Raw genomic sequence first — 9,613 nt, 5'->3', positions numbered from 1 at the left:
GACGTTGCGGTTCCGCTTGGAGTGATGGTGCAGAATGTGTCGCTGCGCGCATGTCTCCCTCCCCCTTGTGGGGAGGGGTAGGGGGTGGGGGTAGCCGACCCTCCACTACGCCGCGTCCCGCTTGTATCCACCGACGAAGCGTTTCAGGCGGATGGCGGCGTCGCGGAGGATGTCGTCGGGCTGGGTGAGGCTGATGCGGATGTGGCCGCTAGCGGCGTCGCCGAAGCTGGAGCCCGGCATGACGGCGATCTTCTCGGTGTCGAGCAGGGCCCAGGCGAAGGCTTCGCAGTCCGGGTCGACGGCGGAGATGTCGAGCATGATGTACATGCCGCCCTCGGACCCGCGCACGACGATGTCGTTGGCCCCCGCCAGCGCGTCGAGGAAAATCGTGCGGCGGGCGGCGTAGCGAGCGGCGATGTCGTCGACGCCGTAGCGGTTTTCGAGGGCCTCGGTTGCCGCGCGGGAGACGAAGTCCGGCAGGCCGTAGGTGGTGACGAGATTGAGGTTGATGAGGAGCGAGATCATCGGTTCAGGGCCGGTGAGCCAGCCGATGCGCCAGCCGGTCATGCCGTGGCTCTTCGACATGGAGTTGATGACGAGCGTGCGCTCTTCCATGCCAGGCAGCGCGCGCGGCGAGATGTGCTCGCGCCCGCCGGTGATCGACCAGTAGACCTCGTCGGACAGGAGCCAGAGGTCGTGCCGGATGCAGATGTCGGCGAGCTTTTCGAGGCTTTCGCGGGTGTAGATCGCGCCGGTCGGGTTGTTCGGCGAGTTGATGAGGATCGCGCGGGTGTTGGGCTCGATCGCCTTTTCGATGGCGGCGGCGTCGGGCTGGAAGCCGTCTTCGGCGTGGGTTTCGACGACGGTGAAGCCGGCGCCGACGGCGCGGAACGTGCCGGGATAGGTCGCGTAGTAGGGCGCGACGACGATGGCGTGGCTGCCCGGATCAAGCGTTGCGGTGACGGCGGCGAAGAGCGCGGACTGGCCGCCGGGGGTGGCGAGGACCTGGTCGGCGGTCGTCGGGACGCCGGTGGATTCGGCCGAGACCGCCGCCATGGCGCGGCGCAGGCGCGGTATGCCGGGCAGGTTGGTATAATGGTGGTGGCCGGCGCGGACTTCCCGCACGCACGCCTCGACGGTTTCGCTCGGCGTGTCGAAATCATGGTCGCCGACCGACAGCATGGTGATCGCCTCGCCAGCCTGCTTGCGCGTGTAGGCCTCGAAATGCACCTCCCAGCCATCCTTGCCGGAGGGAATGATGCCGGAAATGCGGGTGGACGGGGTGGGCATGGCAGAACCTTCAGGCTTTGAGTCGGGCGTTGGCCGGGTCCCAGAGGGGCGCGTCGCCGTGGACCGTGGCGGCGAAGCGCTCGCCGAAGATCTCGACCTCGACCCGGGAGCCCGGTTCTGCACAATCGGAGCGCAGCATGGCAAGGGCGATCGACTGGTCCACGCGGTGACCCCAGCCGCCGGAGGTCGTTTCGCCGACGATTTCGCCATCGCGCCAGACGGTCGACATATAGGGCGCGTCGCAGTCGCCGGGGGCGTCAAGGGTGAGGATGGCGAAGCGCTTGGCGACGTCGCGCTGCTTTTCGGCGGCGAGGGCGGACCTGCCGAGGAAGTCGGGCTTGTCCCATTTGACGAAGCGTTCGAGGCCGGACTCAAGGACTGAGTAATCGGTCGAAAGGTCCTGCTTCCAGGCGCGGTAGCCCTTCTCGAGGCGCAGTGAGTCAAGCGCGAACATGCCGAAGGGCTTGAGGCCGTGGTTCTGGCCGGCGGCCCAGACGGCGTCGAAGATGGGGGCGGTGTCTTCGGTTTTGGTGTGGATTTCCCAGCCGAGTTCGCCGGCGAAGGAGACGCGGACGAGCTGGCACCAATGGTCGGCGATCTGGGCGGACTGGTGCGTGAGCCAGGGGAGCGAGAGGTTGGCGTCGGTGACTTCGGACAGGATGGCGCGGGAGTTGGGGCCGGTGAGGATCTGGCAGGAGAAGGCGTTGGTGACGTTTTGAAGAGTCAGCGCGGAGGTTTGCGGCAGGTTGTTCGACAGCCACTCGAAGTCGTGGAGTTCGGCTGCGGCTGCCGTGATAAGGAAGAAGACGTTCTGGTCCAGGGCCATGATCGACATTTCGGTGACGAGGCGGCCCTTGGCGTCGGCGAAATAGGCAAGGCCGATGCGGCCGGGTTTCGGAACGGCGCCGGTGATGAGCGAGGACAGCCAGTCGCGGGCGCCGTCGCCTTGCAGGCGGAAGCGGGAGAAGCCGGGGAGGTCGAGGATGCCGGCGGCGTCGCGCACGGCGTGGCATTCCTCTCGGATGCGCTCTTGCCAGGGACCGTCGCGGTTGAAGGTCTGGGTGGATTCTTCCGACGTGTCGTCGCCGGGCTGTGCGTACCAGTTGGCGCGTTCCCAGCCATTGGTGGCGCCGAACTGGGCGCCGAGGGCGGCGATGCGGTCGTGGATCGCGGAGAGCTTGGCGGGGCGTCCCGCCGGCCAGGCATGGCGGGGGAAGTGGATGGCGTATTCGTGGCTGTAGACCTCCATGCCCTTGGCCACGGCATAGTCGGGCGCGGCGGCGAAGTTGGTGAAACGGCGCGGATCGCAGGACCACATGTCCCATTCGGTCGCGCCTTCGGTGACCCATTCGGCCAGAACCTTGCCGGCCCCGCCCGCCTGCGCGATGCCGAAGGTGAAGACGCAGGCCTCGAACGCGTTCGGCACGCCCGGCATCGGGCCGATCAGCGGATTGCCGTCGGGCGCATAGGGGATCGGGCCGTTGATGATCTTGGACAGGCCGGCGGTGCCGAGGATGGGCACACGCTTGACGGCGTCTTCGAGGTGCCATTCGAGGCGGTCGAGATCGTCGGGGAAGAGCTGGAAGGAGAAGTCGTCGGGCATCGGATCGGTGGCGCTCGCCCAGTGCGCGCGGCAGTTGCGCTCGTAGGGGCCGAGGTTCATGCCGGTCTTCTCCTGCCGCAGATAGTAGGAGGAATCGACGTCGCGCAGCAGCGGCAGCTTGTGGCCGGCCTCCTTCGACCAGGCGGCGAGTTCGCGGATTTCCTCGAACAGGATGTATTGATGGCTCATCACCATCATCGGGATTTCGCGGCCGAACATCCGACCGACTTCGCCCGCGCGGTAGCCGGCGGCGTTAACGACATACTCACAGGCGATCTCGCCTTTCGGCGTCTCGATCTTCCAGAGGTCTTTTTCGCGGCGGACGCCGGTGACGGGGCAGAAGCGGACGATTTTCGCGCCAAGGTCCCGCGCGCCTTTTGCCAGGGCTTGGGTCAGTTGCGCGGGGTCGATATCGCCGTCGTTCGGATCGTAGAGCGCGCCCTTGAGGTCGTGGGTTTCGAGGAAGGGATAGCGGGACTTGAGTTCGTCGAGGCCGAGAATGTCGATCTCCATGCCCTGATGGCGGCCCATGGATTTGACGCGCGCGAACTCCTGCATCCGCTCCTTCGTGTGGGCGAGGCGCACGGAGCCGGTGACGTGGTAGTTCATCGGATAGCCGACCTCGTCCGCGAGGCCCCGATAAAGCTGTGCCGAATAGCGCTGCATGTTCATGACCGACCATGAGGAGGAGAAGGTCGGGACGTTGCCGGCGGCGTGCCATGTCGAGCCGGAGGTGAGCTCGTTTTTCTCCAGAAGAACGCAATCACTCCAGCCGGCCTTGGCGAGATGGAAGAGCGCGGAGACGCCGATGGCTCCACCGCCGATGATCACGACGCGGGCCTGGCTTGGCAGTTCGCTCATCGATTTTCCCCCTATTTGTCGGAAGGGTGCAAGGGGCGGTGGAAAAGGCAACAGCTTTCGCGATGCTGGCTCAAAGGATTTGCGCACTGGCATGGCATGGCCTATGCGGGGCACGCTGCCCCGGCGAACCGGGCGCCTCGGGTTGAGTCGCGCCCTGCAACGCAAGGAAATTCGGATGCTGGCTCCGGACACCAAGACTTCCATCATCGATGAATCCGCAATCGTCGACGAGGCGATCAATTCGCGCAAATCGGTGCGCGCTTTTCTGCCGACGCCGGTGGACGAGGCGACCGTCCGCGACATACTCGAAATCGCCGCACGCGCGCCGTCCGGCACCAACATGCAGCCCTGGAAAGTCTATGTCGTCACCGGCCAGAAGAAGCAGGCGGTGACCGACGCGATCCTCGATTCAGGCATCCGCGCCGAGAAGATCGCCTGGGACGAGTACAAATATTATCCCGACCAGTTCTTCGAACCCTACCTGACGCGCCGGCGCGCGGTCGGGTTCGCGCTGTACAGCCTGCTGGGCATCGGCAAGCGCGAGGTCGAGCGGATGCGGGCGCAACACGATCGCAACTTCTCCTTCTTCGACGCGCCGGTCGGCATGATCTTCACCATCGACAGGCGGCTGAACATGGGCTCGTGGATCGACCACGGCATGTTCCTGCAATCGATCATGATCGCGGCGCGGGGCCGGGGCCTGCACACCTGCCCGCAGGCCGCGTTCGCGCCATATCACCGGCAGATCCGGCCGGTGCTCGACATCCCCGATGAGGAAATCATCGTCTGTGGCATGGCGCTGGGGTTCGAGGATGAAACGAAGCCGGAAAATACGCTGCGGTCGGAGCGGGCGCCGTTGGAGGAGTTCGTTTCGTTCGTGAAGTGAGGGTGGGTGGAGTGGAGTCCTTCGGACGAGTTTTTTGAAGTGACCCCCACCCTTTATCCCTCCCCACAAGGGGGAGGGAGGCTTGAGCGCGGTGCTTAACCCCCAAGCCGGGCGCTGCATTGAAGGTTGGACAGCACGCTGACGAATTCCCTCCCCCATGTGGGGAGGGATAAAGGGTGGGGGTCTCCACCAAGGACTTGAGAGCCTCACGCTTCTCAAACTTCGGCGAATGGCCGCGAGATTGCTGCCCTACCTGCCGATGAAATCGATCAAATCCTGGTTGAGCTTGTCCCTGTCGGTGAAGTAGAGGCCGTGGGGCGCGCCGTCATAGATTTTGAGTTCGGCGCTCGGCAGGAACTCCCGCACGCGGTTGGCCGAGACGTCGATCGGCACCGTCTGGTCGTTGTCGCCATGGATGACGAGCGTCGGCACATCGAACTTGCGCAAATCGTCGCGGAAGTCGGTTTCGGAGAAGGCGCGGACGCAGTCGAGCGTGGCCTTGGGCGAGGCGAGCATCGCGACTTGGCTCGTCCAGGCGAGGAGTTCGTTCGAAATGTCGAAATTGAGCATTCCGGCGCCGTAGAATTTCTTGCCGAAATCGGCGAGGAAATGCGGGCGGTCGGCCTTGAGACCATCGATCATCTCGTCGAACACGCCTTTGTCGACGCCGTCGGGATTGTCGCCGGTCTTGAGCAGGAACGGCGTGACGGCGGAGACGAGGATGGCCTTGGATATGCGATCGGTGCCGTAGCGGCCGATATAGCGGGCGACTTCGCCGCCGCCCATCGAGAAGCCGACGAGCGAGACGTCGCGCAAATCCAGCTCGTCAATGATGGCCTTCAGGTCGCCGGCCATCGTGTCGTAGTCGTAGCCCGTCCAGGGCTGGCTCGACCGACCGAAGCCGCGGCGGTCATAGGAGATGACGCGCAGGCCGGCATCGGCGAGGACACGGGCATTGTATTCCCACATGTCGCCGTCGAGCGGCCAGCCATGGATGAGAATGACGGGTTTGCCGCTGCCCCAGTCATTGTAGAAGATCTGGGTGTCGTCGGCGGTCTTGATGAAAGGCATGGAAGATTGTCTCCGTTGGTTCAGGAGGCGAACCGAACGGATGCAGCGATGTTCCGAGAGCCTATTGTCAGGAAAAGTTGATCGCCATGCTCAGCGACGGTGGGAACGGGTTACTCCACCGTATAGCCGAACTCTTCCGCACTGGCGCAGAGGAGGTGCCAGAAGGAGCGGGCGAAGGAGCGGTAGACATAGAGGTCGAAGCGGTCGGCGCCGGTGCGCTGGATGAGCGTGAAGACGTCGTGGTGCGCGGTGGATTTCGCCGACGCGACTGGAAACGCGGCGAGCGAGAAATCGAGCGCATAGAACTTTGACAGAAGGCGTTCCGCCTTCTCGCCCTCGACGGCTATGGCGGTGCGGCCGTGCGACAGGTCGCAGACCGTGCCGAGATCGGCACTGACCTTCTCGCGAAACGTTTGGCCGGCGCCTTCGGCCTGATCCACGACGAGCCAGCGGCCGGGCGCAAAGCCGAAGGCGGCGCTGCTTTCGTCGACGGCGCCGGCGCCCGGCGCTCCGTCGAGCGCAAGACCGGTGACGGTCTTGACGACCGCGCGCATGGCGTCCTCTCGGCCCGGCCATGCGGCGAGCTGGACGATGGAGCCGGGCTGGGTTTCAGACAGGGTGATGCGAGAACCGCCGTCGCGATTGCCGTGCGCGCCGCGGCGATAGGCCGGTTCGAGCGGGGAGACGATCTCAACCATGCATGCGGCTCCCTTCGGGATCGAAGAAGTGGTGGCTGACGATTTCGACCGGGCCGTAGCGGTTGCGCACCGGGTCCGACACGAAGGCACGCTGGCCATGGCGGGCCTTGCCGCCCTTGACCAGTGCAAGCGCAATATATTTGCCGAGCGCGGGCGAGAAGCAGAAGCCGGTGATGTGGCCGATGGAGCCGCGCGGTTCTTCGCCGAGGCGTTCGACGATGTGTGCGCCGCCCTGGAGCGGCCTGTCGTCGAGCGCGATGACGCCGACGAGCCGGACGCGGTCGGACGCGACGAGACCTTCGCGGTCGACCATGGCCGAGCCGATATAGGGCTTCTTCTTCGACAGCATCCAGTCGAGGTAGAGATCGCGCGGGCTCGTACGGCCGTCGATCTCCGCGCCGGTGACGTGGCCCTTTTCGATGCGCAGCGTACCGAGCGCCTCGAGACCGTAGGGGACGATGTCGAAGGCCTGGCCGGCATTCATCAGAGCGTCCCAGACGTGCTGACCGTGGCCGGCGCCGCAATAGACCTCGTAGGCGAGTTCGCCGGAGAAGGAGAGGCGGCAGATCATGACCGGCGCGCCGGCGATCTCGCCTCGGACGATGCCCATGAAGGGGAGCGCGTCATGGTCGACGCCGGTTCCTTCGACGCAGGCTTCGAGCACATGGCGCGCGTTCGGGCCGGCGACCGCCGCACCCGCCCATTCGTCGGTGACCGAGGTGACGTGGACGCGCAGATCCGGCCAGACGCAGTCGAGGTAATATTCCAGATGCTGCATGACCTTGCCGGCATTGGCCGTGGTCGTGGTCATCAGGAAATCGTGCTCGCCGAGCCGCCATGTCGTGCCGTCGTCGAAGGCGATGCCTTCCTCGCGCAGCATCAGGCCGTAGCGGGCCTTGTCGACGGGGAGCGTGGAGAACATGTTGGTGTAGACGCGGTCGAGAAACTCGGCAGCGTCTGGGCCCTGGACGGCGATCTTGCCGAGCGTGGAGACGTCGACGATGCCGACGGAGGCGCGCACGGCTTTGGCCTCGCGGACATAGGCCTGCTCGACCGTCTCGCCGCCGGTGCCGTAGATCATCGGGCGATACCAGAGGCCGGCGGCATACATGCGCGCGCCGCGCGCGACGTGCCAGTCGTGCATCGGCGTCAGCCGTTCCGGCTTGAAATGCGCGTGCCTGTCGGCGGCAAGCGCGCCGAGCGAGACGGCGGAGAAGGGCGGGCGGAAGCGGGTGGTGCCGACTTCCAGGATCGGCAGGCCACGTGCGGCGGCCATGATCGCAAGGCCCGGCACGTTGGACGACTTGCCCTGATCGGTGGCCATGCCGAGCGTGGTGTAGCGTTTCAGGTGCTCGACCGACTGGAACCCTTCGCGGTGCGCGAGGCGAATGTCGGAGGCGGTGACGTCGTGCTGGAGGTCGACGAAGGCCTTGCCGGTCTTCTTGGCCGTGGGGCGGATCTCGAAGACCGGGGCGGGTTCGTATTCGATTTCGGGCTCGTTGACGGCGAGGTCGTCGCCGAGCGCGGCGGAAGTAGAGAATGCGCCGGTGAAGGCTCCGGCGCCGGTCCAGCTTTGCGTCGGGGCCGGCGGCAGGAAGGCCTGCAGTGCCTCGTCCCATTGCGGCGCGTGGCCGGCCTGGCTGGCGAGGTGGATCGCCGGTGACCAGCCGCCGGAAACGGCGAGGCAATCGACGGCAAAGGCCCGCGTGGCTCCCTCCTTCACCTTGCCGTCGGCGAAGGCCTGGACCTCGATCTCGCGCAGGCGCCGGGCGCCGGACGTGCTGGTGACGGCGTAGCCGAGCAGCAATTCGCCGCCGGCTTCGCGGGCGAGTTCGCGCGCGGCGACGGAAACGCCAGCGCGCACGTCGATGATGGCGGCGATCTCGGCGCCGGCGTCTTTCAGCGCGAGCGCGGACTCGTATGCGGAATCATTGTTGGCGAAGACTGCGATGCGCTCGCCCGGCAGGACGCCGTATTCGGCGGCATAGCGGGCGGCGGCGGCGGCGAGCATGATGCCGGGCCGGTCGTTGCCGGGGAACACGATCGGGCGCTCGAAGGCGCCGGTGGCGAGGACGACGTCCTTGGCGCGAATGGTCCAGTGGCGCTGGCGCGGCTCGCCGATGGCGGCGTGGGCCTTGTGATCCGCGACGCGATCGAGCGCGCCGAGGGCGTTGTCGTCGTAATAGCCCCAGACCGTGGTTCGGGGCAGGAGGGTGACGTTGGGCAGGGCGCGAAGTTCGGCGAGGGTGGCGGCGACCCAGTCGGCGGCGGGGCGGCCGTCGATGGCGGCGGATTTCCAGCGCAGCGTGCCGCCGAATTCGGGCTCCTGCTCGGCGAGGAAGACGCGCTTGCCTTCCGCCGCAGCGCGCCTGGCGGCCGTCAGCCCGGCGGGTCCGGAGCCGACGACGAGCAGGTCGCAAAAGCCGTACATTTTCTCGTAGCGGTCGGTATCGGGCTCATGGCCGGCGCGGCCGAGGCCGGCGGCGCGGCGGATGAAATGCTCGCAGAGCATCCAGAAGCGCGTGCCCTTCAGCGGGCCTGCGACCGGGCCCATGAAGGTCTTGTAGTAGAAGCCGGCGGCAAAGAGATTGCCGGCAAGTCCGTTCGCCGCGCCGATGTCGAGGCTGAGCGATGGGAAGCGGTTCTGGCTCTCGACGGCGAGGCCGTCATAGAGCTCGACCTGCGTTGCCGGAATGTTCGGTTCGCGCAGCTTGCCCTTGATGACCGTGACGAGCGCGTTCGGCTCTTCGATGCCGGCGGAAAAGACGCCGCGCGGGCGGTGATATTTGAACGAGCGGCCGACGACCGAGATGCCGTTTGCCAGAAGCGCGGAGGCGAGCGTGTCGCCGGCATGGCCGGTCATCGCGGTGCCGTCGAAGGTGAAGCGCAGCGTCGTCGAGCGGTCGATGCGGCCGCCATTGTGGGCGCGGCGCGGACTCATTTCGCGGCCTCGCGGGCGAAGGCGACGGACTTGATTTCGTGCGTCAGCGTCGAGCGGATAACGGCCAGATGCGCGCGGCAGCCGCCGGAATGCTGCCAGAATTCGCGGTGGTCGCCGGCCGGGTTGACCCGCTCGTAGACATAGGCGTTCCAGGCCGACTGGTCGTTCGACATCGGGTTCGGGCGCGTGCGGTTGGCATCGCCCTGATAGGTGAATTCGGACAGGTCGCGGGGGCCGCAATAGGGGCAGGCGATCAGCATGGG

At 66.2% G+C, this 9,613-nt stretch carries 7 protein-coding genes; 1 reads left to right on the top strand and 6 read right to left on the bottom strand.

All coding sequences use genetic code 11. The features are described 5' to 3' along the window. Positions 1–105 precede the first annotated feature (105 nt). The gene (locus ALII_RS0103100) at positions 106–1,290 is read right to left on the bottom strand and encodes a pyridoxal phosphate-dependent aminotransferase (RefSeq protein ID WP_024585873.1); all 1,185 of its coding nucleotides are present in this window, start codon (positions 1,288–1,290) and stop codon (positions 106–108) included. A gap of 10 nt (positions 1,291–1,300) precedes the next feature. After that, positions 1,301–3,754, bottom strand: a complete 2,454-nt coding sequence (locus ALII_RS0103095) for an FAD-dependent oxidoreductase (protein ID WP_024585872.1) — start codon at positions 3,752–3,754, stop codon at positions 1,301–1,303. A gap of 175 nt (positions 3,755–3,929) precedes the next feature. Here ALII_RS0103095 and ALII_RS0103090 point away from each other — a divergent pair, with 175 nt between their 5' ends. Then, positions 3,930–4,640, top strand: coding sequence for a nitroreductase (locus ALII_RS0103090; protein ID WP_024585871.1), 711 nt, complete (start codon positions 3,930–3,932; stop codon positions 4,638–4,640). 249 nt (positions 4,641–4,889) lie between these two features. On the opposite strand, the gene ALII_RS0103085 is transcribed toward ALII_RS0103090, so the two are convergent. The 4 genes from ALII_RS0103085 to ALII_RS0103070 form a co-directional block, all read right to left on the bottom strand. Further along, entirely contained in the window at positions 4,890–5,711 is an 822-nt protein-coding gene (locus ALII_RS0103085; protein WP_024585870.1) for an alpha/beta hydrolase, read from the bottom strand. 110 nt (positions 5,712–5,821) lie between these two features. Continuing rightward, on the bottom strand, positions 5,822–6,409 hold the full coding sequence (soxG, locus tag ALII_RS0103080) for a sarcosine oxidase subunit gamma family protein (protein ID WP_024585869.1): 588 nt from the start codon (positions 6,407–6,409) through the stop codon (positions 5,822–5,824). Then, positions 6,402–9,350, bottom strand: a complete 2,949-nt coding sequence (locus ALII_RS0103075; protein WP_024585868.1) for a sarcosine oxidase subunit alpha family protein — start codon at positions 9,348–9,350, stop codon at positions 6,402–6,404. Before ALII_RS0103075 ends, soxG begins: the two co-directional genes overlap by 8 nt. Then, positions 9,347–9,610: a sarcosine oxidase subunit delta family protein gene (locus tag ALII_RS0103070; protein ID WP_024585867.1), complete on the bottom strand. Its 264-nt coding sequence runs from the start codon at positions 9,608–9,610 to the stop codon at positions 9,347–9,349. The genes ALII_RS0103075 and ALII_RS0103070 overlap by 4 nt, the downstream gene beginning before the upstream one ends. Positions 9,611–9,613 lie beyond the last annotated feature (3 nt).

Source organism: Aliihoeflea sp. 2WW (assembly GCF_000497755.1).
Lineage (GTDB): Bacteria > Pseudomonadota > Alphaproteobacteria > Rhizobiales > Rhizobiaceae > Aliihoeflea.
Note: the sequence above shows the minus strand (reverse complement) of the source record. Positions and strands in the feature narration are given on the sequence as shown.

What these genes read in the sequence shown, in the direction of transcription:
- ALII_RS0103100 (WP_024585873.1), bottom strand. Translation starts at nt 1,290, where the DNA reads ATGCCCACCCCGTCCACCCGCATTTCCGGCATCATTCCCTCCGGCAAG.
- ALII_RS0103095 (WP_024585872.1), bottom strand. Translation starts at nt 3,754, where the DNA reads ATGAGCGAACTGCCAAGCCAGGCCCGCGTCGTGATCATCGGCGGTGGA.
- ALII_RS0103090 (WP_024585871.1), top strand. Translation starts at nt 3,930, where the DNA reads ATGCTGGCTCCGGACACCAAGACTTCCATCATCGATGAATCCGCAATC.
- ALII_RS0103085 (WP_024585870.1), bottom strand. Translation starts at nt 5,711, where the DNA reads ATGCCTTTCATCAAGACCGCCGACGACACCCAGATCTTCTACAATGAC.
- soxG (WP_024585869.1), bottom strand. Translation starts at nt 6,409, where the DNA reads ATGGTTGAGATCGTCTCCCCGCTCGAACCGGCCTATCGCCGCGGCGCG.
- ALII_RS0103075 (WP_024585868.1), bottom strand. Translation starts at nt 9,350, where the DNA reads ATGAGTCCGCGCCGCGCCCACAATGGCGGCCGCATCGACCGCTCGACG.
- ALII_RS0103070 (WP_024585867.1), bottom strand. Translation starts at nt 9,610, where the DNA reads ATGCTGATCGCCTGCCCCTATTGCGGCCCCCGCGACCTGTCCGAATTC.